Here is a 26,194-nt window from a genome sequence, read left to right on the forward strand (position 1 = left end):
TCTTGGCTTATTATTAACGTGTAATGGGTTGCGAAGTCGGAGACATTCGCAGAGCGGTTTCCGGAAAAATAGGGCCGTGAGTAAAACCCGGGAAATTAAAGATGCCACACGATGCAATCGTGCGGCAGCGGGGGCCTGTACAACGCTGCCATAGTTATTAGCCACTGGCTTTTCCTTTCAAATATATTTCTGGTGTCAGGATAGCCAGTTTACTTTTTTTAAAGTCTTTTAAGTTTCTGGTCAGGACAATTTTGATTTTTCCGTTTTCTATTGCAGAAAAATTTTGTAGTGCATCTTCAAAATCTTTAAAATCAGAGTTAAGAGCATTTAATACGGCATTTTTATCCATATTGATAATTTCAATAATACTTAAAAGTTGTTTTATTTTTTCTACAATTATATTGTGTTTTGCTGTTTTTCTTAGTAAATAGTAAACATTGGAAATTATTACAGGCGTAGTATATCCTTCTAATTGTTTTTCCGCACAAAGATTTAAAATTTGCGTAGAATATTCTGAAAATGGTTTTCGGTCAAAAAAGAAATCCATTAAAACATCAGTATCGATCAGAACTTTATCCATTTATAAGTATTTTTTTTCTAAACGATTTCTCAGTTCCTTTTTATAATCCATATCCTTTGGCATCCTAAAAGAACCTTTTAACGATTCCACTATTGGGTTGAGTTTTTTATCTTTATTTTTCTGATCTTTTTCGGTAAGGATCTTTAAATAGTTTTCGATAATATCGGATAAACTTCTGTTTTTTTCTTTCGCATAATTTTTGGCGCGCTCAATGATCTCTCTTTCAATTGTTAATGTCAGTTTAGTATTCATAACTATAAATTTAGTGAGTACATAATATCACAAAGTTAATAAATAATTCTTGAATACGTGTGTTTTTATTTTTTTTGATACGTGTATGTTGGTTTATGATTGACAAAGGGCCTGATACCTTGCCTGGCTTATCATTAACGTGTAATAAGCTGCGAAGTCGGAGACATTCGCAGAGCGGGAATGCTGTCATTTTTTACTTATTAGGTAATCCGTTGATAAAATCGCATATTCAAAATTGTCAGACCAACCGTTTTTAAGCGGCAATACCTTTCTCTTTCTTCCTTCTCTTGTCATTCCGGCTTTTTCCAAAACACGGATACTTCCTGCGTTGTCCACCGCACATCCGGCTTCAATCCGGTGTAGTTTAAGTTCGTTAAATCCGAAATCCAAAATTTTATGTAAGGATTCCGTTGCATAACCTTTATTCCAAAAATCAGAGTGAAATTTATACCATACTTCGGCAGTTTTAAATTTCGGTTTACCGAAAATCAATGAAATCAATCCGATAAATTCTTTGTTTTCAATTAATTCAACCTTAAATGTTAAATCCTTATCCTGTTCGTTTTTTTCAATCCAATCCTTAACTATGCTTTCGGTTTGACTTATGTTTTCGGGAATTCCCAGCGTATTGAACCTGTCGGTTTCGGGAAGTGAATGTAATTCGTGAATTTTTTCCAGGTCTGATACCGAAACAGGCCTTATAAGTAATCGTTTGGTTTGTAGTTTAATTTCCATTATCGATTTTTTCGTATTACAGGCATGTTATAAATGCATTTTTGATAGACCCTTGCTTCCGTTGCACTCAAACGAGCGCCAGGTAGAGCCAGTTGGTCCTCGTTTCTGCCGGGCTCAAACGAGAACCAGTTGGATATTGTTGTACATAGTTATTCTTGTTTCATTTGCCGTAATACTGTTTTTCCATTTTCATTTTCCGGATTCAATTCAATTGATTTTTCATACATTTTAATGGCTTCTTCTTTTTTGTTTGCCATCAATAAGGCTTCACCATAACTATCATATGCATTAAAACTATCCGGAAATAAAATTGTAGTTAATTTAAAAACTTCTAAAGCCTTATCTAATTCTTTATTTCTCAAAAATGAATAACCTAATTCATTCAAATCATGTTCTGAACGATTATTTACCTTAGCTTCAATAGATAGTTCTATGGCATTATCCAGAGCCTTGTGTAACAGCGCATTTTGTTGCCCTTCGTCCAGCGTTTCTGAGTACGCTTTAATTATTGCATTGATGACTAACGCAGGATTATCTCGAAATACGGCATGACCACTTCCCCTGGCAATAATATTTTTTACATTATCCTTATGTTCACCAAGCTCTTTGTGGAGTTTTCTCCATCTGTTTGAAAGTACTGGAAAACCCGGAAAGGAGTTTTCAGGAAAAATATTTGTAATTGGGGTATTTTCCGGGAACTGCATACTTCTCATATAGCGCATTGTTTCATTGAAATTTGAATTCAAATAAAAATCACCAGAAGGCTTTTTTATAGCACTCATATCAATGTTCATATCTCTCATTGTCAGTAATTCTTCATTCCAGAAATTACTAAGCGTAGCATCTATTAAAATGACCGAGAGCACTTTTTCGGGATGTTTACGTGCGAATAACAGATTATACAATCCACCGTACGAATGGGAAACCAAAATAATTTCATTGTTGAAACCCAACATTGAAAGACCTGTTTCCAGTTCTTTAATACCATTTTCTATTCCAAAATCCGAATCGTTTTTCAAATTTGGATTTAATTCACTTTGTCCAAATCCGGACCGGTCATAAGTAATTAATGTTGTCCCCGTAACCTTATGAATTTTTTCTAATATATTGTTCCAGACAGAACTATCAGCACCCCCGCCGGCTTCAAAAAGAATTGGAGTTCCTTTTCCTTTTATGATATTAAAATACATTTTATAACCCCCAACGTCTACCAGCGTATCTTGACTTTGGGCATGCATAGCGAACGATAAAGAGAAAATCACTAAGAATGTTAAATAAAAATGTCTCATTTGGTCTGTAGTTTAGGGTTTTCCATAATTATGTACAACGGCTCTGTATATGAAAAGCAGGGCAGGTGGTTATTTCCTTGTTGCCTCAACTGGCTCCACTTCCCCACCTCCACAGACTTACTCCGTGCCCTCCCATTTTTCTGTAAGGGTAGCAGGAACTTTCAATGTTAATCGTATCATGTCGTATTTTGGCGTTGGGAAGTCGAAAAGTTTGGATATCGACTTATACTTAAATGCTTTCGCAATTGATGTATTGACCTGTCAGCAGAAATCAACTCATAAATCATCTATTTTTCTACATACGGTATTGATATGATCGAGTCCGTACAGCAATGCCGCCTCATCAATGTTCATCCATTGAAAAAGCTGTCGTATTAAAACGTAGTGTTGCCTGGCATAGGTCGTATCTTTTATAGGTCGATTAGGCATAAAACAGATAGGCTCATGGTGAGCAACCCTGTTTCTTATATTATTGATTTCGGCCAGTTGGTTAAATATATAGTTTTGATTATACTGGTGTGTCGGTGTACTGGTAGGTTTGGCGGGAAAAATCTTTAGTAATGTTTTTCCCGTGGCCCTGTATTGATATTGTGCAAACATATATCTCCAAAAACCAAAACCAAGTTCGGCCACCAATTTGTTATGGGTATAAGAATGATTGAGCTTTTTTACCGCTTCCCTGATGCTTGTTGCAGTTAGTTTGCAACGCGGGGTGTCAAAAACACCATTACGGGATGCTGCGGTTTTAAGCCAATCACTGCCCAAAGTTCTTAAACAATGGCTATCTATGGCATTGCGCAAAGTCACTTCAAAGCAACTGATAACGGTGAATAATTCCTGGGACAGCCTGAGATTTAAACGGTAGAGTGTCATGGCCTTTTTGGTATTGCCCTGACAAGCTGCTACATACCGGCTCATACGGGCCGGTGTCAGAATACTTTCAAATTCCGTGTACCTCATACATTGAATAATTACCAATTATTTGCAAATTATGCAATTATTTGCTAATTTTGTAACATCTTATTCCCGGTAGTCCCTGAAGCGATTCAAACTGGCGGGTTTCGTTTTTTATGGCAATTCGGTTCTTTACCTTTCCTCTCCTTTAATTGCTATCCAACCAATAATCACCAACAGCATGTATCGCTTGCTTCACCATTTTCGATGGTAATTCCTTTATCAGTCTAAAAGTGTACTCAGTAATATTGTCTGCATTGATTCTTTTCCCGCTGCCGCACGATTGCATCGTGTGGCTCAAACTAACCCATCTATAACTTTCTTATCTTTTAACCAAAATACTGAAAAACAAGCACATTATCCAACAGCCCCTTTTCTCCCGAATAATCCACAGCACTGCTGTAAACATAATCTTCGGGCCGAAATACGAAGCCTGCATCTACCGGATTGTTGTGAATATAGTCGATCTTTTCCTGTATAACTTTATTGCTCCAAAGCTCAACAGGTTTGTTGTCGTGTCGCCAAAACTGATATCCGGTAACGTTGGACGACTTTCCTGCTGCTTTTTTAAACCTTTCGAGCAAAAACTCTTTTCTGCTTTCTCTCGGATTATCCCGTATTTCCTTTACTATCGCTTTGCTTGTAAACCGTTTAAAATCACCCAGCAGCAATGCGGGATGCTGCCCGTTTATACTCCTGAAGACTAAATGCATATGGTTGGTCATAATACACCAGGCCACAATTTCCATACCTTTCTCTTTTTGGCAAAACGCCAGACTTTCCAACAGCAGGTTCTTATATTCATTCCTGGTAAAAACATCCAGCCACTCCACTACAGCAAAGCTCACAAAGTATAGGCCCTCCGGGTTATGGAACTTATAGTTTCTGCTCATAGGCTAAATGTACAGATTTTTCATTTCCGGAAAAACACGGCCGTGAGTAAAGCTCAGGAAATTAAAGATGCCACACGATGCAATCGTGCGGCAGCGGGCCATATAAAATCTTCCTTCATATATTTTATAGTGTAAATGTGTTCTTATTTTGTAGTATTAAATGCATCTTAGCAAAGATGACGTAAAAATGTCGTCATTATGACATTATCATAAAAATTAAATCTGAATAGCTTTGTTCTTGAAATATTAACTCAAATATTATGTGTGGACAAAATTTAGGAAATATCGTAAAGAATTTAAGGAGAAGCCAAGGGGTTTCACAGGAATTACTTGCAGAAGAATCAGGGTTAAGTATTAGAATTATTCAAAGAATTGAAAAAGGGGAAACAACACCTAATGGAGACACATGTCGGAAACTATCAGATGCGTTGAAAGTTACCCCTAATGAATTGATGAATTGGAAGCAAATAGAGGATATCGATTTTTTAAAGAAATTAAATTTATCTGCCTTGACCTTTATTTTTTTTCCTTTACTTGGGATATTAGTGCCATCTTTAGTATGGATATCAAAAAAGGACAAGATCAAAGATCTTGATATAGTCGCTAAAAAATTAATTAATTTTGAGATTACATGGACGATACTTTTCTTTTTTATGCCATTTTTAATTACTCCATTATTGTATATGACCATTGAAATTTTTCTTCAAATTTTTAATATTGATATTCATTTTAAGCAAAATCACTGGGCTGATGCTCAGTTAATTTGGATAATTATGTATGTGATTAATATTGTTTTTATAGTTATAAATGCATTTCGAATCCATGATGGAAAGGAATTAAAATACTTTCCTTCCATTCGATTTTTAAAAAATTAGTTTTAACAGGGAAGGAGAAGATTAGATATTTGGATTATTTCTTCATTTCTAGTGTGCATTTGCCCCGGTTCTAAACGAAAGTATAATTCAAGCGCTAAAAGGATTTCATCGGGGTGTCATTTGGGGTTGCGCATTATCGGTTACTTTAAGCTACTTTTTGGCCTCAATAGTGGCGGGGTCCTTAAAAAAATCACTAATATCAATATTATAGTGCTTGGCAATGCCAAAAAGGCTTTTGACGGTTGGGTTTCCTTCAGCTCGTTCTATACGGCCAATTTGATTGGCTGACAGTCCTACATCATTACCCAGGGTGAGTTGAGAAATATCTTCTTCTTCCCTAAGCTTTCTTATAATCTTGCCAATGTTTATGAGCAACTTATCTAAATCATCATTTTTCATTCTATAAAAGTTGCCATTATTTCAAAAAAACTTAGACACATATATGTGTTATAACAAAATAATTTTATATATTCGCCTCAGATAAACATATATTTGCGATACTTCTATAGCAAAAAATATTAGAAGCTATTCGCTTAGAGTCTCTAGCAGAAAACTGGTAATTTTTATGTAACGGGATGATAAGTGAAAGTAGCTCACGACCCGGGCGTGGGCTCACTTATCGTTACACGGTTCCTACCAGTACCGCTGCTAGATAAGTTGAGTTTCCACGCCCATTTTTTGTACTTCTGGGTAGTTAGCCAACGCTTCTTTACCTCTAAAGCCAAAAGTTTCTTCGGCATCCCCAAAACAGCCGGGAAGTTTCGCAACCCATTTACATGAGCACTGCATTTTACCTCCCCACCAAACAACAGGCTTTTATATACTATTAATCATTTAAAACTTGTAAATCATGGATGTACTCAACACTCGTATACTGGCCCTGCAACAGCGCTGGGAAGCGGAAGCAGCCCGGTTCCTGGAATTGAAGGAAAGCAACCGCAGGCTTATGGAGGAAATTGCAAACGATATGCGGAAACTCCGGCAGGGGCCACCTGCTTAGAAGGCAGACGGCCGCACCACGGCCCGGGTTTAAATAGCCATAGATACACGAATGTTTAATTATTCAAAACACCGGTCTATGATAAAAACCTTGTGATGAGCGCTGCAACAGAAATACACCCCTTCCATAATATCCTGTAACCATTTTTCTTGCCCCTTCCGGGTTATAGGTGCTTTATTCGCTAACACTCAAATATAACAAATTATGAAACACGCAACATTAGTGGGCCTGTCCTGCCGGTGCTCCATTACTATTGCCCTGATTTTACTTGGTTTGCCTGTACCGCTCATGGCATCGCCGCCTTTTCAAACTACTGCGCAACACCAAATTACCGGGACGGTTACCGATAGTAACGGCGAGCCTTTGGGCGGGGTCAACATCATTGTGTCCGGGAAAGGGCAAGGGACTATTTCTGATTTTGACGGGACTTATTCGATTATGGCTTCCCCGAAGGATACGCTGGTGTATTCTTATGTGGGGTTTAAGACTGTGGAAAAGCCTGTAAACGGTCTTGTGAGAATTGACATTCAGTTAAAGGTTTCTCTGTCGATGTTGGATGAAGCGGTAGTAATCGGCTATGGAACAACGACAAAGCGGCTAAACACGGGATCGGTTGGCAAACTAAAAGCCAAAGAAATAGAAAATCAACCCGTAACAAATGTATTGTCTGCTTTGTCTGGTCGCATTCCCGGTGTATTTATACAAACTACAAATGGCTTACCAGGAGGGAACGTTAAAGTACAAATACGCGGCAGGCAGTCCATTGCAGCAGGAGTGGAGCCGCTATTTGTTGTTGACGGGGTTCCGTTTTCATCCAATACTCTCACCATTGGAACATCTGATCTGAGTTTTCTTAATGGCCAGGTGAGCCCTCTTAATAGTCTTTCTCCTGATGATATAGCGAGTATTGAAGTATTAAAAGATGCGGATGCAACTGCAATTTATGGAAGCTGCGGGGCCAATGGAGTCATTTTGATAACCACAAAAAAGGGCAAAGCCCATACCCCGACAGTCTCCCTTAATTTTTCACAAGGTATGAGCCAGGTAAGCCGTAAAGCAGAATATCTATCGCTGCAAGAGTATTTAACGTTACGCCGGGAAGCGTATAGCAATGAAGGTGTGGAACCCTCTGCAGATCCTCTCGATCCCGGTTATGCGCCCGATCTCATGGTATGGGATACGACGCAAAGCACGGATTGGCAGGATTACCTGATGGGAAATAGTGCTCCCTTGACCCGTCTGCAAAGTTCCTTTTCCGGCGGATCGGAATTAACGCAATTTTTGCTGGGTCTTAATTATCATCGGGAAGGTTCTGTATTGCCCGGAGACTTACTATATAGTCGATACGGTGGGCACCTTAATGTTAATCATCGTTCTTCAAATAAAAAATTCAGTCTGCAGGCCACCTTAAATTATACGAAAGACGACAATAAAACCTTAAAAGACATGGGAGTCTTGCAGATGGCAGCATTACCTCCCAATTTTCCTGTTTATCTGGAAGATGGTTCCTACAATTGGGAAGCTTCTCGAAATCCGGCAGCTTACTTACAGCAGAAAGCAACCAACAAAACAGCTAATTTCGTTACTAATTTGGTCCTCAGTTATCAAATTTTTCCTTCCCTTTCATTCAAGACAAGTTTGGGATATACTTCGACAGCCATGAAAAGCTGGGCAGCAAACCCTGCCACTTCACAAAATCCCCCGCTGGGTGGGGCAACAAACAAGGCCTATTTCGGAAACCAAAATACTTCGACATTACTTGCCGAACCACAGTTATACTTTTCCACGTCCGGTAAATTTGGGAAAGTTGGTGTGCTCCTCGGGATGTCATGGCAAAAAACCGAAAGAGCAATGGAACGGATCTATGCCGACGATTATGCAAATGATCTCTTTTTGGAAAACTTAGGGGCTGCGGGAAGAATAAGCAGCGCAGGTAACACTTACGGCCAATATAAATACGCCTCAATATTCAGCCGTCTAAACTATAATTACCGGAATAAATATTTACTGAACATTAACCTGAGAAGAGATGGATCGAGCCGCTTTGGACCGGGGAATCAATTTGGGAATTTCGGGGCCATTGGTATAGGATGGATATTTTCTGAAGAAAAAGGCATTAAGGAAAATTGGTCTTTTTTAAGTTTCGGTAAGATACGAGGCAGTTATGGACTCGTCGGAAACGACCAGATCCCGGATTATCAATACTTAGCGACATACAGCAATACATATACCTACATGGGTATGAATGCGCTTAATCCTTCCAACATCTCAAACGCTAATTACCAATGGGAAACCACAAAAAAGCTGGAAGGAACGGTGGAATTAGGTTTTTTTAATAACCGATTGGAGACTACCTTTTCCTATTTCAACCATCAAAGTGATAATCAATTGATCGCCTATCCCATTCCTTATATAAGCGGCCCGTTTGGCGATTATCAGGCAAACCTCCCCGCATTGGTAAAAAATACGGGCTGGGAAATTGAATTATCCGCAGTACCGGTAAAACAGAAATCCTTTTCCTGGAATAGCTCTTTTAATATGACTTTCCCAAAGAACAGGCTGGTACGATATCCCGGGCTGGAAAATTCGAGCTATGCCAATCAATATACCGTTGGTAAAGACCTGAGCAATGTTAAAGGTTATCGTTATTCGGGTATTGATCCGGAAACCGGTATTGCCATGTTTGAGGATTTGAATGGAGACGGGGCTATTACCTATCCCCACGATCTTACCGCGCGAGGGAAAACCAGCCCCGATTTTTACGGGGGCTGGAGCAATCAGTTTCAGTTTAAAGGTATAAGCCTGGACATATTCTTTCAATTTGTAAAGCAGCAATCCGTAGTGGATATTTACTCATACATGGCTCCAGGTCCTCTGAATAACAACAAATTTTCTGATGCTTTTAGTCGGTGGCAAAGCTCCGGAGATATTACCAATGTGCAAAAGGCCTATTTGATAAGCAACAGGGAGGCCGGTTCAGCATTATCATACCTGAACGGATCAAACGCTTCCTTAAAGAATGCTTCCTATGTGAGATTAAAAAATATAGCCTTGCGGTATCGATTTCCGGACGCCATTGCCAAACAGCTTCGTCTTTCATCCGTTGAAGTGTTTGGCCGGGCACAAAATGTATTGACCTGGTCGCCATTGAGCAGTAATGATCCTGAAGTCGCTAATTCATCCCTTGGAGCGCCAACCTTACGTTCCTTTACGATAGGTTGTTCTATCCGATTGTAAAACTCAAACCTTTTGAAAATGAGAAAACGTATATATATCCTCCTTTTTGCAGTGAGCATGTCTTTGATATACTCATGCGAAGAAATGATCAAAATTCCGGAACCTTCTACCGAGGTAACCGCCAACAGGATTTTCTCCGATTCAACGCTCGCCCTTCAGGCTACCTTGAACCTATATGCTTCGCTGGGCACTTTTGAAACCAATTTCATTTCGAGAGTGGCGCTATACACCGGGGAGGTCACATCAACAAGTACAAGTTCATTATATGCCGATTTTATTAATAATAATCTTCAGACGGACAATAGTTACGTTCTTAATGTGTGGAGAGCCCTTTATAATGTAATTTACCAGGCCAATGCGGCACTCGAAGGTCTATCGACAGCATCTGCATTTTCAGATCAACTGAGAAACAGGCTTATCGGTGAAAGCAGGTTTATACGTGCCTACTGTTATTTTTATTTGGTTAATATTTTTGGCGATGTGCCATTAATTCTCGATACCAGTGTTGATCAAACTGCCATTGCCCCTCGTGAAAAAAGCGGCACTATTTACACGCAAATAACAGATGACCTGGAACAGGCCATAGAACTATTGTCCGTATACCCGGATGAAGAGAAGACCAGGGCGGATAAGATGGCCGCCAATGCACTTTTATCAAGGGTTTTCCTCTACCTGGAGGATTGGGAACAGGCGCTGTTTTATGCAACAGAAGTGATTAATTCGGAATACTTAGATGAACTTCCCCCATTGGAGGATGTATTTATCAAAAATGGCGATGAAGCCATTCTTCAATTGTGGAGAGAAAGCGGGTATAGTCATTTATCGGCTATGGTACCGCCTTCATCGGAAAGCTCGGTTCCCACAATCCTGCTTCCACCTCAATTTATTGACAGTTTTGACGAAGGAGATATGCGTAAAAACTTATGGACAGGAACCAGGGCAATAGACGAAAACATTTATGCCTACCCTGCCAAATATAAATTGCGAGGTACGACAACAGGTAACAGCGCTGAATACACCATGTTGTTACGTTTGGCAGAGCAATATCTCATAAGGGCCGAAGCCAACATCCGATTAAACAATTATGATGCGGCTACCGGCGATTTGAATGTTATCCGCAATAGGGCAGGTTTACCGGATATAGTATTGACGGGCGACCAACTTCAAGGAATGAACCAGGTGGCTATTGAGCGGGAGCGGGAACTCTTTACAGAAAACGGACTCCACTTTTTCGATCTTAAACGATGGCAAACCATAAATGAAGTAATGCCAAAACGGAAACCAAACTGGCAGGAATTTATGGCACTGTACCCCATACCCAGAACAGAGCGGGATAAAAACCCCTTACTCACTCAAAACTTTGGATATTAAATTTAAATAAAAGATGATGAAAAACTGTATTTGTATTATTTTGGGATTGCTATTCGTGCAATCAATCGTGTATGGTCAGGATAAAAGACAGGTTAAAATCGGAGATAGCCTGCTCCAGGACTATAAAGTGCAATTAGTTCACAACGGCGAATGGACTACCGTTAAAGAATTGCAGGGCAATAGAAACCTGATCATCAATTTCTGGGGCAGGCGTTGTAAACCGTGTGTTAGAGCATTGCCCAAGTTGGATTCCCTTCAACGCGAGTTTGGTAATGACATGCTTATTCTGTGTGTAAGTCCGGAAGAAGACATTAAGGTAGTAAAAGATTTTCTTGATAGTAAACCACTCTTACGAAATCTTAAATTAACGTTTGTCATCAATAGCGCAAGCTACACCTATAATAAAGATGGTGTTAGGACTAACCTTGTATCTGGGGATCTTTATAAAGATTTTATGGTGGGGGGCCTTGACCCGAAAAAATCTTGGTTAGATCCCGATGGAATTGTGAGGGCCTTAACGAGACCAAAAGAGGTTAACAGGGAAAATATTGCTTTTTTTCTGTCAAATGGCTGGGTAAATGAAAACCCAGTAGAAAACAAATGATTCAATGTTAAAAATAGGCAAGCATAGCACCTTTCTCCAAGAAGGTACTATGCTTGCATAGGTTATTAATTTAAGGTTTATTCCACTTGGTGCCTTTCCAAGGAAGTTTCACGAGTAGAAGTACCTGCTTCAAATACGTAAGTACAATTTTGGCCATCTCCTGTGCATTCTTCGTAGTTTATGTCGCTATGACTATCGATTTGAGCAGCAGTTCCGGTAAAAAGCACCGGACCATTAATGGTCTCCTTTAGGTCGTACATTTGTTGTACAGGCTCCTTTTCATCTGCACTAAACGCAAACACCCCAACTACGCCGACGGCTATAACCATAGCCGCAAGGGCAAATTTTAAACGTTTCATAGTAGTAAATTTTAAGGTTAATAAATGGGTTAAATGATTCGTACCATCGGGCGGCACGAGCTTACAGGCAGCCCCTAATCCCGAAAGGCTGCCGGGTCGGTGGGATTATAGGTGTAAAATTATGCCGGGGTTTTTGCACCTGAAAGAAAAAAACGGTAAAAATTCTGCAAACCCGGTCAAAACCTTTCCGTTTTTTTCCTTTTTATGTTAAAGTTTGGTTTTACCTGTTTTTCAGGTACCGGCTAAGGGCATAGCGAAAGGATCGTTCATCGTTGTAACCAACGGATACGTAAACATCCTTTGCGCTTAAATTGCTGTGTTCCATTTGCGCAATGGCATCGGTGATCCTGAGTTTGCTGTAGTATTCGTGTGGTGTTATACCATACTCCCGTTTAAAATGGTTGCGTAGCGTACGCTCGGTCACCTGAAATTGCAAAGCGAGGAACCTGGCATTTAAAAGACTGCTGCGATAATGGTCGTCGAGGTACATTTTAACCCGGTAGGCCAGCTTGTGATACTGTGGTCCCAATACGGAATTATAGTACCCCAGTATATACGAGAGATACTTACGCAGGTTGCCGTCCAGGGCACCCATATTGTTCCTGGAGTAGCTATATACCTTATAAAGCCAGCGTTGTACCCTGCGGTCTATACGGCAGGGGTGCATAAGGTGGTAGGGCCTGGGGCTATACCTGAATTTTTCGAGTATAAACTGAAGGCCGGGAAAATCCGTGCTGATGTTTTCCAGCCATTCCGGGGCCATATTTACAAACAGAACAGGGTGATGCCCCTTGCCGGTATGGGCCATATACTGTCCGCTGCCATAATACAGCATGGCAAATGTATTGGCGTGAACCTGTGTAACAGGGCACTTACTTCCGGAAGAGATAGACAGAGTACCTCCGAGCATAAAATAGAGGAACAATTGTCGCCTTGGAATTTTAAACCGGAGATACATGGGATTGTTGGCCCTGATTTCAAACATATCGATATAAAACGGGGAACAGTGGATTTGCTGGCTTACGATCTCCATATCCCGCAAACGGTAATACTGACACCGCTCGGCAAAAGAGATCGGGAAACGGCACCATTCGGGCAGCTTTTCGACGGGGTTGGCGTATACTAATTCCTGCGGTTTAAAGACCAGGTTGTATGGTGTTTTCATAGCATAGGGGTTTATGCTTTGCTGTGATTTTAACCGGTATAAAGTTAAGGTATCTTCGTGGCCCGAAAGGGATTATATGTGGCGCAAAAAGGAGTATTTCACGGAAAAGGTCTCGGAAAAATCTTGTTAATAGGCGTTGTTGAGTTACTAAGTTAAGTTATTGAGTTCATGGGTGCTGCCTGAATAACTCAATAACTTAGTAACCTAATAACTAAAGCCATATACAAAAACCACCGCTAATCTTCCCTGGCCCCGAAGCATTTCCTGAACTTATGCGGCGTTTTCCCGTATATTTCCTTAAAAGCCTTATAAAAATGGGAAGCGCTGGCATAGCCTATACTCCGGGCAATATCTTTCAGGGGCACGTTGGTATTGAGCACCAGCAGTTTTGCCCTTTTCATACGTTCCGCCCGCTGGAACCGGAAAACCGTGGTGCCGAGCATCCTCCGGAAGCCGTTTTTCAGTTTAAACTCGTTCGTACCGAAAAGATGGGCCAGTTCTTTTAAGGACAGCAGGGGTTCATCCACATGGTGCAGGATGTAGATACGGACGTTGTCAATGACCTGCCGGTCGGCACGGGTAAGATAGCTGCGGCTGCTGCCCCGGGCTTTCTTCTTCTTTACAGGAGGCTCCCCCGAACCATGAACGGTGTATTTCTCCTGGTCATACCCTGTGCCCAGGAAGGTGACCGAAAGGGCTTTCTGCGATTCTGAACCCGTACCGCAAAGGGCAGCGACCCGGCAGGAAACGGGCAGGAAGAGCCCGCTGCCTGTTTTTACATACAGTATAACGGTGACGTCTGTTTGCTTTTGTAACCGGTGAACCATTTCATTCCAGGGGCCGAAGGAATCTTTGGCCAGCAGGGCAGTAAACGGCAGGTCTGCCATCGTGCCGGCATCCAGGCCCAGGGTTTTGATCACTTCCGGGTGAAATTCACGGATACAGAAGTGCCTGTCCAGGACAAAAGCGGTACGTCCCGACAGCTGTGCCGTGCCAAGCCGTTTGGCGTGCTCCTTGGGTACAAAGGCCGCATCCAGTTCTTCGGCGGTCATATTGAACAATACGGTCATATATTCCCAGGAGTCGTCTTTATAGGAGCGTTCCATACGGCATTGAAAATTTCCCGTAGCCAGGGCCAGGAACATCCCCTGCAGGTGTTCGATCTGTGCTTTGAAATTTTCGGGGTATACGGCCCTTATACGGTGTTGTTTCCGGATGGCTTCGGGATCACGTGCTCCCCGGACCGTGGTTTTTACATAATGCAGGGCCTCTTTTTTTAAGGGAAATATCCCGGTAGGAATGGCCGGGACATTGGCCTTTACGTAAAAATAAGCCATAAGCCTGCCCAGGGGCGAAGTGGCATAAACGCCTAAGACACTGATATACATGGCCCCTTCATGGACAAAATAGTCCCTGGCCTCCCGGGTAAGGTCTTTCACCCCCCGGAAATCCACAACAACCGGGTACGGCTTTTTGCCCTGCAGGGAAACCCGGTCCGAGGTCAGGCGTACGGCAGCACGGAGGTCCAGAACAGTATCCTGCTTATAGACGATATACAGGATACCCTGGCCTATCCATAAACGGGCGTATTTGTTTTCCAGGAACCGGGGCATGCCGTTATTTTTTTGACAACAATCAATTAAGATACTAAAAGCCCGGGTTAAAAAAATACGGTTTTCCGTAACCGGCTTTAAACCAGTGAACGGGCAGGGCAAACGCACCATATACAGGAAGACAGATGATGGGGGGATGAAAGACGGGATGACGAGGGGCGTTGGTGATTTGTGGTGATTGAAAAAGATTGAAAATTATGAGTATTGAATTTTGGAGTTCGGGAGTTTTGGAGTTTGAATATACAAAACAACAATATTAACAACCGGAAACAGGAAACCGGCAACTGAACTTGAAACTTTGAACCTGGAACCTTAAATATGGAATTATTCATATTATGATGCGTTTGCCCCGGGTGAACAGGTCTGTTTTTGGGAAAAATATGGCCTGTTCGGGGAGTAAAATAGCGGGAGAGGGATTATTTTAAGGCAGGAATCAGGGTTTTACTGCTTTTTTAAATCGTTTTTTATAGCTTGGACTTTTCTTATACGATCCACATGCACCAGAAAGGGCCGGAATACCGCCCGAAACTACCCCGGTGAAGAACAATCCCTTTTTTATGGCATCACCGCATGGCCGAACATTGAACATAATCAGCAATGCACTATGGAGACTACCGAGATGTCAAGCCTGATCGTACGCGAGCTTCAGGAGATCAGGAAGTTGCTCCAGGAACATTTCGGGCAACGAACGCCAAAAGAGGCCGATCTGCCCGAGTTGGTGGAGGTCACCTGGATACTGCGGGAGCTGGGCATCGGCCGCAGTACCTTCTACAAACACGTCAAAAATAAGCTTCTTTTCCCCAAACTCCGTATCGGCAACCGCGACTACTTCGACCGCGAGGCCGTACAGAACCTGCAAAACAAATAGCAACAAGGCACCTGACCGGGCAAACAGCCCGTAAATACAGCCGCCCCGCATTTCGTGGGGTGGTTTTTTTTAGTTGATGAGTTGATGAGTTTTGGAGTTGGAAGACACCCCTCTGCCTTCGGCATCTCCCCTCAAGGGGAGAAAAAAATAATCTTTTCAACTCCTCAACTCCCCAACTCCAGGACTCCATCCCGATCCCGATAACCATCGGGATATCGGGACTAAAAATCCCCTGCTTTTCGCGGACAGTACTGTCCGTAGTTGTCCGTATCTGTCCGTAGTCGTCCGCGGATTTTGATACCCGCCATACGCCCGCTATGTTTGTGATGATCACAAAGAGACCGTACTCTGGAATTAACCATAAAAAACAAAAACAATGAACACACAAAAAGAAATCCAAAGCCCCCCGCAGCCGGAACAGTTCCCGCTGCGGAAAGTAAAGCCGGAAGACGACTATATCGACTTCCTGCACGACAAGGCCCAGGGGCCGCGACCCCGGCACCTGCGAAGATGGGCAAAACAGGCCGCCCTGCTCCTTATCCTGCTGTCGGCCTTCCTCTATGCCGGACCGCTGCTGCGGCTGGCGGACCCCACCGCGGCCGTCGTAGATGCCGGTACCCTGAGCCTGCTGCTCCTGGTGCTGCTGGGCACAGCCGCCTGCCACCTGCTGGCGGGCCTGTTGGCCACACAACTGTACCGCAGCTTCAGACGGCTGCTGGACAGCGCTTTTACCACACATTCCATAAAACTAAGCTCATGGCAACACCTATGTATTTATCTCGGTGGTTATGTATCCTTGTTCTGGGGTATGGCCACCTGGCTTTCGCAACTGATGTAAGCGCCCTGCGCCGGGTATACACGGCCGAAGTGGGTGTCAAAGAAGCCACCGGGCAGAACGATGGCCGGCGGGTAGGGGAGTACCTCCGCTATACCGGCCTGGGTGAAGGCTACAACTGGTGCGCCGCATTCGTAAGCTTCTGTTTCGGCAGGGCAGGCTACGCACAACCCCGAACGCCCTGGAGCCCCGCACTCTTCCCGGAGCGCAAGGTGATCCGGACCCGCAGGGAAGGGGGACAGCAACCCCCTCGCGCCGGCGATGTTTTCGGCCTCTATAATGCCCGCCCGGGCCGTATAGCCCACGCCGGCTTTATCGACCGGTGGACAGGTAACTGGGCCTATACGGTAGAAGGCAATGTAGACAATGCCGTGGTACGCAAACGGCGCCCCGTTCATACCCTTGCTGTTATTGCGCGGTGGACAGATCACTAACGCGGATGCATAGCTCAAAACTACGATGGATGCGTAAAATCTTAGTTGTGAGAATGAATCCTGTACTTGAACAAATCTCAAAAGCTCCTCCCTCCCGATAGTCATCGGGATGATAAAGGGAGGTGGGCGGACTTTAGTCCGGTCGGAGGGTTAGAAAGCCCAGGCCATGGTAAAAACATAAATGTTAGGGAATTAGCCCTATGACTTGGGCTGTCAAACCCTCCCCCCTTCGCTTCGCTGGGGGTACCTCCCTTCGTCTGAAGGGAGGAGCCTTGTAGGTTTTGACTAAAATCGAATGTAAAACATTAAAAATTCAAAAAAATGAGACGACCGAAATTAATCACGAATTATACCCATCTTACGGATGGCGAACTGGCCGTACTGGCCACACGCACCCTGGATGCCCTGGGGGAGAACACGAATTTCCCGGAGCTGAACCCCCCGTTGGAGGAATACGCCCCCGTAGCAGAGGATTACCTGGAGAAACAGGCCATTACCGCTGCGGGTGGCAACCTCCGGGAAACGAAGGAAAAGGAGGAAGCCCGCGCCGCCCTGGTTACCATGATGCGGCGGGTGACGACCTATATCAACAACTTTACTAACCTGGCTTCCGTACAGCTCAGTTCGGGCTTCTATCCCGTAGCCACCCCCGGCAGTATCGGTGTTCCCGGGGCCTGTGAATGGACGCAGATCCGTGCTTCGCGGAGGCCGGGCGAGATCTTACTGGATTTCCCGGCGGTACGGGAAGCCTACGAGTACGAGATGCAGATCGCCGATACGGTGAATGCGAACGGGCAGCCCGTATGGCAGGCTATCGGGCGTACATCCAGCTCACGCGGTAATTTCCATGCGCCCGTACAGGACGGGGTAATGTATTATTTCCGGGTCCGGGCGCGCAACAAGAACGGGATAAGCGCCTGGAGCCCCGTATCATCGATGCGGGCCGAGGTAAAGGCATGATCATGGACAGCGCGTTAAAGTTACTGCTCCTTTGGGCCGGCTGCTGTATGATGGCCTGCAGTACTCATCGCCACCGGCAAAGCGAAATGAAAGAGCGCCGGGAAGCCCGTGTACTCGGCTTCCGCGCCATGTCCGTCGAACAGCTCGACAGCTTGTCGGTGCTACAGGTACATGAGGTTGGTCAACAGCTGGAAGCGGTGGCTATCAAACCCGTAGGCCGCTTTAGCTATCACCCCGGTTCGGGCTTTAGCGGGGCGGCTGAAAAGGTGGTGATCTACGGCAAGCGTCACACCGTTTTGGATGCATTGCAAAAGGAACACCACAACCATACCCGGCAGGAAAGACGTCAACTGCAGGACAGCACGCATACTGCGGAGGCACAGCGATACGAAGCAAAGGCCGTGGAGCGTACCGGTACCCCCGTCCCGATAAATATCGGGATCGGGAGGTGCTGGTGGCTGATCATCCTGGTGGTCATTGTTCTTGCCATTCTTGCCCGGGTGTTCCGGAAACACTTTAGGCTATGGAAACTCCTCAGGTTTTTATTCCCGAAGAAGCCCAAATAACTCCATTTAAGGGAATGTGTTTACACCGAACCGGGGCGGGTATGCCGCAAAGGCAACCCCTTAAGCGGCGGACTTAGTTAAGTTCGCCGCTTTTGTAGTTGTGTATACGGCGTACTTAATCCCTTATGCTGCGAACATAGTCCTGTTCGCCGCTTAGGCAATTGCTTACGCCGCATAAGCAACCCTGTACGCGGTAAACTTAATTGTGTATGCGGCAGACTTAATCCGTTATGCCGCAAACATAACCCTGTTCGCCGCTCAAGCAGTTGTGTATGCCGCATAAGTAACCCTGTATGCAGTAAACTTAATTGTGTATGCGGCATACTTAATCCTTTATGCCGCAAACATAACCCTGTTAGCTGCTTAAGCAGTTGTGTATGCTGCATAAGCAACCCTGTACGCGGTGCACTTAATTGTGTATGCGGTGTACTTAATCCCTTATGCCGCGAACATAACCCTGTTCGCCGCTCAAGCAGTTGTGTATGCTGCATAAGCAACCCTGTACGCGGTGCACTTAATTGTGTATGCGGCGTACTTAATCCCTTCCGGTGTAAACAGGGTTGTGTTTATGGGTGTTCTCCAGGCTTTTAAAGTTGAGAAACAATACCTTTTCAATCAGGGAAGGTTACCGTTGTTGTGGTAAACCGAAGTAAATTGCGGATTTCCGTAAGGGATTGCGGTAAATATTGATTTCTTTTGCTCCTTCGAAGGAGAGATTAACGGGGAATAAAGGTAATTTATATGATTTCCATCAGAAAATTACAATCACCTGGTTTTTAATTGTATGATGTAGGTATATATTTTATACATATCTTATTATTAAGTAATTACGGGAGACATGATGCAACATAAAATACAAAAGTAATACCTGAAATTTATAAATGCAGGGAACAAAGTGTTGCTGTTTATTCCATTTTTCCATAATATTACAACATCAAATGATGACTTTTAATAAAAAGGTAACACGGGATTGACTTTTTTGAAAAAGAGAAAAAGTATCTTGTGTGCTATAAATAAAACCGGAAAGCTAATGAAGTAAAAATTACTTCTTTCCCCTAAACCCTGACCGGACAACAGTCAGGATACATTTTTCACTCCCCCCTAAAAACAGAAGACTGTCCTGCCCCGGGAACCGGCACGGATTTGTACAACCTGTCAATATTGACATTGAACATATAATTGTAAAAACTTAACACCAATGAAAAGAACAATACTTCTTTTTTTAATGGCTCCTATCGCTTTTTATGCTCAGACCAATACGTTTCCGAGTTCCGGTAGTGTGGGGATTGGAACAACCGCACCCAATACTCCATTACATTTAAAGTCTGGTATTGATAATATTTTAACCTTTCAGACTTCTAATGATTCATGGCTATATACTAGTTGGAAGGACAGTTCCGGAACAAGGAAAACCTGGATGGGACTTAATAACGACCTGACTTCCTTTAATATAACGGTAGAAAACAATACGGATAAAATATTATTCAGAGGAGGAAATGTAGGTATCGGGACTGTCAATCCTATGGAAAGATTGGATGTAAATGGGGATATAGTAATTCAAGGGGCTGGAGGAGCAAATGATAGTCCTTTAGGGGCATTAAAGTTTTATAACAGAAGTTTTTTATCGGTTTCTGTTTTAGCGCAAATCCAGGCCAGAAGAGGTGTGAATAGTCACCAGAAAGGAGATTTGGCATTTTATGTGAAAGATGGTAACGCATTAGTTGAGTCGATGAGGTTGACCGCTAATGGGAATTTAGGTGTTGGCACAGTTAATCCGGGTAATTGGAAACTTGCCATAAATGGTAAAATACGTGCCAGGGAAATCAAGGTAGAAACCGGCTGGAGTGATTTTGTGTTTGAAAAAGATTATAACCTGCCCACCCTGGAAGAGGTAGAACAGCACATTAAAGAAAAGGGGCATTTAAAAGATATTCCCAGTACCAAAGAGGTAGAAGAAAACGGAATATTCCTGGGAGAGATGGATGCTAAATTGCTACAGAAGATAGAAGAATTAACTCTTTATATCATTGAATTAAAAAAGGAAAATAAGAAACAACAAGAACAAATAATGAATTTAATTAATCAACTCCAAAACAAATAGAAATGAATATTCAAAAGTTACTTGCCTTTATATTTTTTTCACTTTCTATTACAGCCTTAAGAGCGCAAACAGGCATCAGTTTTTTTGAAAAAAATGTTTCAGTGAGCAATTCGGTCATGGTAGAACTCACTGATGCATCGGGCAATTCATTGCCTAAAGAAAGTGTTTACAAGGTGCATTTGGTCACCAGGGGAACAGGTACCAATACCGGTGCGGAATATCTGGTATGGTACAATGTGGATACATCGCTATGGAATCTCAGGGAGGTAACATTAGCAGGTTCTATTTCCAATCATCCTTTACTAACCGTTGATGATAATGTGGTAAAAATAAGAACAAATCATAGCAATAATTATAGAGTTCGTGTTTTAGTCCAGGAAATGCAAGTCGATGAAACCGATGCAGAGCCTGATGTCTTTGGGTCTTCTTATCATTGGCAACGAAAGGGAAACGGGCTTTACTATACAGATGGTATGGTAGGTATTGGTACTTCTTCACCCGGAAGCTGGAAACTCGCTGTAAATGGTAATATCCGTGCCAAAGAGATCAAGGTAGAAACCGGCTGGAGCGACTTTGTCTTTGAAAAGGATTATCGCCTGCCCACCCTGGAAGAGGTAGAACAGCACATCAAAGAAAAAGGGCATTTAAAGGATATCCCCAGTGCCAAAGAGGTAGCAGAAAACGGGATATTCCTGGGAGAGATGGATGCGAAGTTGTTACGGAAAATAGAGGAATTGACCCTGTATGTGCTTGAATTAAAAAAGGAAAACCGACAACAACACGAAAGGATAAACAGCCTGATAAAGGAAAACAGGAAACAACAAAAAGAAATTGACCAGTTTAAAAAGCAATCAAAATGAAAACATCAGCACACTTTATGTCCGGAACAATGATGAGCAAAGCATTATTGACCACCCTCTTGTTCCTCACCTTTTTAAATGGAAATGCCCAGACCGAAGTCACCAAAAATGTTATCGTAGATGCTGCCGGGTGGAAAAGGGTTGCCACGCTGGACGCATCGGCCGGACGGGGATACAATGAAATGGTATTGTTTACCAGGGGAGGAGCCACAACACCAAGGATCGTTAAGATCTCCTGGTTCAAAGGATGGTCTAATTATGGAGGCCTCAATATCGTTTCACTCAGTAACGGAGGCCTTTGGTCTAAAGCCCGGATCACCTACGACGGTACCCAATCCTATCTCGAAGTTAATTTTACCAAAGATATTCCGGTGTTATCCGTATACCAGAACCAGTCTGTATGGAGCGGTGGGGAAATTATAGGAGGAACACTGCCCGACGGAGGGGGCAATGTTGTGGTTTCGGCCAAGGTGGGCCGGGTGAATTACGGAGAAGACAGCTTCTTTTTGGGGTATAACGGTAATGCAGGTATAGGCACTACATCACCGGATGCTAAATTGGCGGTAAATGGTGTAATTCATAGTAAGGAAGTTAAAGTCGATCTGAATGGCTGGAGCGATTTTGTTTTTAAAGAAGATTACAACCTGCCTACGCTGGAAGAAGTAGAACAACATATCAAGGAGAAAGGCCATTTAAAAGACATTCCCAATACCAAAGAGGTTAAGGAGAACGGTATTCATTTAGGGGAGATGGATGCTAAACTCTTGCAAAAGATTGAAGAATTAATGCTCTACACTATAGAACAGGAAAAAAGAATTAAAAAGCTGGAAACCGAACTGGCCAACCTTAAACAATCTGAAAAATGAAAAAACTTTTACTTTTATTATTTGCACTCCCCCTTACATTTTACGGACAAACGGTAACGGATATTGCTCCCGGAAATCATGTATCTATTAAGATCCCAGGACACACTGCATATACACGTACTGTGATTTTGCTACATGCTATTTATGATGGAGAACAGATTCCTAAAAATCTTGCTGCCGGAACCTTGGTGGGCATACGTGGAGGAGGACATGACCGTACGGAGTTGGCTTATATCAATACCAGTTCTTCCTATACCACTACATATGGCAGTGTAACCTCTATAAATAACTATAATAATAACGGTTCCTATGCAACTGAACAGTGGGAGTTGAAGAAAGTACGATATAATGGAACACTTTACCTGGCCCTGAAAGTTCCTTACCGTAATGCTCCATTCACTTCAGGTTTTCGGTTTACCGGATGGGCAATATCTACTGCCCCGGAACAGATGAAGCTGATTTCTTATTACAACACGCAACAAAACGAGGTGCTTCACGAAGAGGTTTATAACAGCCTCGAAGATTTTACACCGAACAATGCAGCATATCACCACTATTCAAAATCCGTTTTTTCGGGCAAAGTAGGTATAGGGACTGATCTTCCGGATGCCAAATTAACGGTTAACGGGGATATCCATACGAAAGAAGTCAAAGTGGACCTGAACGGTGCCGTAGCCCCGGATTATGTATTTAAGGAGGGTTATGAGCTGCGTTCCCTGGAAGAAGTACAAGCCCATATAAAAGAAAAAGGACATTTACCGGGGATTCCTTCTGCTAAGGAGATGGAAGAAGAAGGAATTAACTTGAAAGAGATGAACCTGAAATTGTTGGAGAAGGTGGAGGAGTTGACGTTATACATATTTGAGTTGAAGGAGGAAAATCGACAACAAGAAAGGTTGTTGGAGACTCTGATTGGGAAAGATAAAACAACCTGTGAAGAAAATAATTCAAAAAAAACTAAAGATGAAAAGGATAATTAAATTGATTTTTGGTGTTTTTTGTTTAAGCGGTTACGGGCAGGACCTTCCGGAGTCCGAACAGTATTATATAGATTATAACAATATAGAACTCCCCCAAACTCCCAACGCATTCGGGTTCACTGTCTACGGAGATATTCCGGTGAATACTTCCACGGGAATTCCGGATATAAAAATTCCTATTTATTCCCTTGTGGAAGATAACATAGAAGTTCCTATATCATTATCATATCATGCTTCCGGTGTACAAGTAGATGAACTGGCAACAGCTGTGGGGTTGAAATGGACCTTAAATGTAGGAGGAGGGATTTTTCGAACTATAAAAAATAAAGCAGACGAAGAACAAGGCTGGTTAGATCCCAATTATACTTCCATATCGAACAGCTGGTATGCCAACGATCTGTACCAGGTGAGCTGGCAGAATCAGACCAGGGATAAGGCAGAGAATAACGATCATAACCCAGATGATTTTAGTTATGGCTTCTTAGGATATTCCGGAGACTTTATATTTAAAAAAGACAGTACACTTTTAAAGAGTAGAGAGGACCAGCTTGAACTCATTCCTCACGTTGAGTCGCAAGGTTTGAGTTTTACGGCGAAAGACCTGCATGGCAACATTTTTTCCTTTGGAGCCGATAAAGAATTCGGCAGTAATTCCATATCCTATTCAAGCATTATACAAGGAGGTAATTATGATTATGATGGTTATGAATATGAAGACCATCCTACGGGCTGGATGTTGTCCCAAATAACTACTAAAAATGGTAATGCCATACATTTTGAATATGAACCCTATAATTTAAACTATGAACTTTTACAAACTTCACACCATTTAACCAAGGTTAAATCCTGTAGTCCGGATAACAATCCTAAAGGGAAGAAAAGTGCTACATCCAATCATTATGATTATACCATGCAACTGATTAAAAGGATTTATACCGATCATGTAGAAATCATATTCGATTATACAACAGATAATAACCTGTCCCATTGGAAAAGAAAACTTACCAGGATAACGGTAAACGACCTTTTAAAGGGAAACAAAAGAACATTTAACTTTATATACGACAAGTTTAACGGGGATCCCAGACTGAAACTTAAAGGGGTTTATGAAACGGGTAGTAATAACATTCCCAAACCGGGATATACGTTTTATTATGATGCCAGACCGTTACCGCAAAAAGCATCATTCTCAAAAGATTTTTTCGGGTATTATAATGGTGTAACCACTAACCCTACCCTGGTGCACAGGAGTCCTGCACTGGAGTCTTTGTTCAGCAATGACCCGCAATATTTGGACAATAATGCAGGGAATCGTTCATTGGGTGAGGGTTATATTCAGGCAGGGATACTGAAAAAAATAGAATATCCCACAGGAGGAAGTACGGAATTCACTTATGAACCGAACAAAGAAGGCAACAAATATTCTGGCGGATTACGAATAAAAACTATAGAAGATAAGGATACCGATGGAAAGAGTTATAACCGCAAACAGTACACCTATTCCGGCCTGGTGGGTAACGATATGGAGTCTATGATCCACTTTACACGGAAAGAGGTAGGAGAGTCGGTTTCCTATTATTCATCATTTGTCGCCGAATCCAACCTGGTTCCTACGGGACATTATTATGAAAAAGTAGTTGTACGCCACACGGACGGGCAGATTTGGTTTGACAAAGAATACAACTATATATCGGAACCCTATTACGGTCGCCGTCACGCTGTTCCTAAAACCGTAAAAGCTTATAAAGGCACTAATACATTACTTAAAATAACAGAATATGAGTATGCTTCTATCGGAACACAGGAAACAATAAACTGGAATGTGCTTGCCGATAAAATCTGCATGCAGATATCAGGAGATAATTCGGGGATGCGTTTAGGATATACTACCGGATGGAATCAAACACGCTTCGGAAATACGGCTAATCTTCCTGTACAGATAGCGACCACTGAATTTCTGGATCATGAATCTGCCTCTCTCCATCCGGTTACTATTATGAAAAATTACCAGTATAACGATAAGTTGTTACCGGAAACCGAAATTATCAATTCCCGGCTAACACGATCTGTGTCGGGAAGTACCACAAGTTATATTACTAATGATACGAATGCAGACAAAATTACAATAAACTATACATATCCCCTGGATTATTCCAACGAATATGGACTGCAGCACCTGCCCGGGGCTTTACCAATAAGCAAGCAGGTATTTAGCGATAACCAGGGGAGCCTTATTTACGGACAGTATTTTGCCTATGATGCCAATGGTAATATTAAAACATCCTACCATTATAATAAGGGACAGGGTAATAATAGCAATGCTCCGGATTATGTTCCGGACAACTATGAGGAGAAAGCTTCCTTTGTGTATATGGATGGCAAACCGGTCCAGGTTTCAAAGCCGGGCAATACAGGGGCTCCTGCATCCTCAATATCCTACATCTACGGTTATGGAAACCAGCACCTTATTGCTGAAATAAAAAATAAATCCTATGCCGATATTCCTTCCACTCTTATAGCTGCAGCCAGGGATGCATCTAATAATGGTACAGAATCCCAATTAGCCACGGCATTGGATAATATTCATAATTCTTTGCCCGATGCCCGGGTTACTACATACATACATAAACCCTTGATCGGCACAAGTACCATTGTTGATCCGCGGGGAGGAAAGACTACGTATACGTACGACCCTTTTAGCCGTCTTGAATTTGTCAAAGATGAGGACGATAAATTGTTGGAAGAATACAAATATCACTATAAAAATTGACCCCCTTTTACCGTTTTAAAATTAGAA

The 26,194-nt window shown here is 42.6% G+C and carries 25 protein-coding genes; 15 read left to right on the forward strand and 10 right to left on the reverse strand.

Translation table 11 applies throughout. The annotated features are described in order from the left end of the window. Positions 1–157: 157 nt before the first annotated feature. The 6 genes from LS482_RS09465 to LS482_RS09490 form a co-directional block, all read right to left on the reverse strand. A complete protein-coding gene (locus LS482_RS09465; protein ID WP_233031539.1) occupies positions 158–580 on the reverse strand; it encodes a type II toxin-antitoxin system VapC family toxin in 423 nt (140 codons plus the stop codon). Then, complete coding sequence (locus tag LS482_RS09470; RefSeq protein ID WP_233031540.1) at positions 581–832, reverse strand: DUF6364 family protein; 252 nt, start codon at positions 830–832, stop codon at positions 581–583. A gap of 186 nt (positions 833–1,018) precedes the next feature. Continuing rightward, positions 1,019–1,567 carry a GNAT family N-acetyltransferase gene (locus LS482_RS09475; RefSeq protein ID WP_233031541.1) on the reverse strand — a complete coding sequence of 183 codons (549 nt, stop codon included), beginning with the start codon at positions 1,565–1,567 and terminating at the stop codon, positions 1,019–1,021. Positions 1,568–1,716: 149 nt separating this feature from the next. Continuing rightward, on the reverse strand, positions 1,717–2,856 hold the full coding sequence (locus tag LS482_RS09480; protein WP_233031542.1) for an alpha/beta fold hydrolase: 1,140 nt from the start codon (positions 2,854–2,856) through the stop codon (positions 1,717–1,719). Between the two features lie 276 nt (positions 2,857–3,132). Continuing rightward, positions 3,133–3,816: an Abi family protein gene (locus tag LS482_RS09485; protein WP_233031543.1), complete on the reverse strand. Its 684-nt coding sequence runs from the start codon at positions 3,814–3,816 to the stop codon at positions 3,133–3,135. Positions 3,817–4,139: 323 nt separating this feature from the next. After that, a complete protein-coding gene (locus LS482_RS09490) occupies positions 4,140–4,703 on the reverse strand; it encodes an REP-associated tyrosine transposase (protein WP_233031544.1) in 564 nt (187 codons plus the stop codon). A gap of 260 nt (positions 4,704–4,963) precedes the next feature. Between LS482_RS09490 and LS482_RS09495 the strand changes: the two genes are divergently transcribed. Then, positions 4,964–5,578, forward strand: coding sequence for a magnetosome magnetite crystal formation protein family (locus LS482_RS09495; protein ID WP_233031545.1), 615 nt, complete (start codon positions 4,964–4,966; stop codon positions 5,576–5,578). A 150-nt stretch (positions 5,579–5,728) separates the two neighbouring features. Here LS482_RS09495 and LS482_RS09500 read toward each other — a convergent pair whose 3' ends face one another. Then, a complete protein-coding gene (locus LS482_RS09500) occupies positions 5,729–5,977 on the reverse strand; it encodes a helix-turn-helix domain-containing protein (RefSeq protein WP_233031546.1) in 249 nt (82 codons plus the stop codon). A gap of 451 nt (positions 5,978–6,428) precedes the next feature. Between LS482_RS09500 and LS482_RS09505 the strand changes: the two genes are divergently transcribed. From LS482_RS09505 to LS482_RS09520, 4 genes are all read left to right on the forward strand, one after another. Further along, positions 6,429–6,578, forward strand: coding sequence for a hypothetical protein (locus LS482_RS09505; RefSeq protein ID WP_233031547.1), 150 nt, complete (start codon positions 6,429–6,431; stop codon positions 6,576–6,578). Positions 6,579–6,866: 288 nt separating this feature from the next. Continuing rightward, positions 6,867–9,815, forward strand: a complete 2,949-nt coding sequence (locus LS482_RS09510) for a SusC/RagA family TonB-linked outer membrane protein (protein WP_233031813.1) — start codon at positions 6,867–6,869, stop codon at positions 9,813–9,815. An 18-nt stretch (positions 9,816–9,833) separates the two neighbouring features. After that, positions 9,834–11,186, forward strand: coding sequence for a RagB/SusD family nutrient uptake outer membrane protein (locus LS482_RS09515; RefSeq protein ID WP_233031548.1), 1,353 nt, complete (start codon positions 9,834–9,836; stop codon positions 11,184–11,186). 13 nt (positions 11,187–11,199) lie between these two features. Further along, a complete protein-coding gene (locus LS482_RS09520) occupies positions 11,200–11,790 on the forward strand; it encodes a TlpA family protein disulfide reductase (RefSeq protein ID WP_233031549.1) in 591 nt (196 codons plus the stop codon). Between the two features lie 77 nt (positions 11,791–11,867). On the opposite strand, the gene LS482_RS09525 is transcribed toward LS482_RS09520, so the two are convergent. The 3 genes from LS482_RS09525 to LS482_RS09535 all read right to left on the reverse strand — a co-directional run bounded on the left by LS482_RS09525 (position 11,868) and on the right by LS482_RS09535 (position 14,927). Beyond that, positions 11,868–12,149, reverse strand: a complete 282-nt coding sequence (locus LS482_RS09525) for a DUF6520 family protein (protein ID WP_233031550.1) — start codon at positions 12,147–12,149, stop codon at positions 11,868–11,870. 220 nt (positions 12,150–12,369) lie between these two features. Continuing rightward, positions 12,370–13,314: an AraC family transcriptional regulator gene (locus LS482_RS09530; protein ID WP_233031551.1), complete on the reverse strand. Its 945-nt coding sequence runs from the start codon at positions 13,312–13,314 to the stop codon at positions 12,370–12,372. 236 nt (positions 13,315–13,550) lie between these two features. Then, a complete protein-coding gene (locus LS482_RS09535; protein ID WP_233031552.1) occupies positions 13,551–14,927 on the reverse strand; it encodes a helix-turn-helix transcriptional regulator in 1,377 nt (458 codons plus the stop codon). A 604-nt stretch (positions 14,928–15,531) separates the two neighbouring features. Here LS482_RS09535 and LS482_RS09540 point away from each other — a divergent pair. The 10 genes from LS482_RS09540 to LS482_RS09585 all read left to right on the forward strand — a co-directional run bounded on the left by LS482_RS09540 (position 15,532) and on the right by LS482_RS09585 (position 26,167). After that, on the forward strand, positions 15,532–15,795 hold the full coding sequence (locus LS482_RS09540; protein WP_233031553.1) for a hypothetical protein: 264 nt from the start codon (positions 15,532–15,534) through the stop codon (positions 15,793–15,795). A gap of 376 nt (positions 15,796–16,171) precedes the next feature. Beyond that, a complete protein-coding gene (locus tag LS482_RS09545; protein ID WP_233031554.1) occupies positions 16,172–16,633 on the forward strand; it encodes a hypothetical protein in 462 nt (153 codons plus the stop codon). Then, on the forward strand, positions 16,552–17,064 hold the full coding sequence (locus tag LS482_RS09550) for a C40 family peptidase (protein ID WP_233031555.1): 513 nt from the start codon (positions 16,552–16,554) through the stop codon (positions 17,062–17,064). Before LS482_RS09545 ends, LS482_RS09550 begins: the two co-directional genes overlap by 82 nt. A 321-nt stretch (positions 17,065–17,385) precedes the next feature. Further along, the gene (locus LS482_RS09555) at positions 17,386–18,024 is read left to right on the forward strand and encodes a fibronectin type III domain-containing protein (protein WP_233031556.1); all 639 of its coding nucleotides are present in this window, start codon (positions 17,386–17,388) and stop codon (positions 18,022–18,024) included. Between the two features lie 2 nt (positions 18,025–18,026). Beyond that, positions 18,027–18,590, forward strand: coding sequence for a hypothetical protein (locus tag LS482_RS09560; protein ID WP_233031557.1), 564 nt, complete (start codon positions 18,027–18,029; stop codon positions 18,588–18,590). A 1,198-nt stretch (positions 18,591–19,788) separates the two neighbouring features. Next, positions 19,789–20,691, forward strand: coding sequence for a hypothetical protein (locus tag LS482_RS09565; protein ID WP_233031558.1), 903 nt, complete (start codon positions 19,789–19,791; stop codon positions 20,689–20,691). 2 nt (positions 20,692–20,693) lie between these two features. Continuing rightward, on the forward strand, positions 20,694–21,551 hold the full coding sequence (locus LS482_RS09570) for a hypothetical protein (RefSeq protein ID WP_233031559.1): 858 nt from the start codon (positions 20,694–20,696) through the stop codon (positions 21,549–21,551). Then, positions 21,548–22,417 (forward strand): hypothetical protein, encoded by an 870-nt coding sequence (locus tag LS482_RS09575; RefSeq protein WP_233031560.1) that lies wholly within the window; start codon positions 21,548–21,550, stop codon positions 22,415–22,417. Before LS482_RS09570 ends, LS482_RS09575 begins: the two co-directional genes overlap by 4 nt. Continuing rightward, complete coding sequence (locus LS482_RS09580; RefSeq protein ID WP_233031561.1) at positions 22,414–23,397, forward strand: tail fiber protein; 984 nt, start codon at positions 22,414–22,416, stop codon at positions 23,395–23,397. The genes LS482_RS09575 and LS482_RS09580 overlap by 4 nt, the downstream gene beginning before the upstream one ends. Beyond that, positions 23,381–26,167 carry a hypothetical protein gene (locus tag LS482_RS09585; protein ID WP_233031562.1) on the forward strand — a complete coding sequence of 929 codons (2,787 nt, stop codon included), beginning with the start codon at positions 23,381–23,383 and terminating at the stop codon, positions 26,165–26,167. Before LS482_RS09580 ends, LS482_RS09585 begins: the two co-directional genes overlap by 17 nt. The last annotated feature ends 27 nt before the right edge of the window (positions 26,168–26,194 follow it).

It is taken from the genome of Sinomicrobium kalidii (genome assembly GCF_021183825.1).
Classification (GTDB): Bacteria; Bacteroidota; Bacteroidia; order Flavobacteriales; family Flavobacteriaceae; genus Sinomicrobium; species Sinomicrobium kalidii.